Origin of the sequence: Tsukamurella pseudospumae (assembly GCF_001575195.1) — a bacterium.
Classification (GTDB): Bacteria; Actinomycetota; Actinomycetes; order Mycobacteriales; family Mycobacteriaceae; genus Tsukamurella; species Tsukamurella pseudospumae.
Genome location: NZ_LSRF01000120.1, coordinates 1 through 373 on the forward strand (window position 1 = coordinate 1; position 373 = coordinate 373).

Here is a 373-nt window from a genome sequence, read left to right on the forward strand (position 1 = left end):
CGGACCACGGCCGGAACCGAGTTGGCCGGGTACAGCGACTGGTCCGGGTAGGTGTGGCCCGCGAGGTTCGCGTCGCCGGCGACCTGCCAGCCGGAGAGGTAGATGGCCTTGAGGCCGGCGCGCACCTGCTGCACGGCCATGTTGCCGGTGAGGGCACCCAGGGCGTTGATGTACGAGCCGTCGCCCTTGGTCACGCCGTCCCAGAGGATCTCGGCGCCGCGCTTGGCGAGCGTGTTCTCCTCGACGACGGAGCCCTGGAGCTCCTCCACCTGAGCGGCGGTGTAGTCGCGCTTGATGCCGTTCCAGCGCGGGTTGGTGTCCCAATCCTGCTGGATCTCTGCGGCGGTCCTCGGCTGTCCGACGGTGCTCRTTG

The 373-nt window shown here is 69.4% G+C and carries 1 pseudogene; it reads right to left on the bottom strand.

Going from position 1 to position 373, the window contains the following annotated elements:
• Positions 1-335 (bottom strand): annotated as a pseudogene (locus AXK60_RS25385) (isocitrate lyase); the annotation flags it as partial.
• Between the last annotated feature and the right edge of the window lie 38 nt (positions 336-373).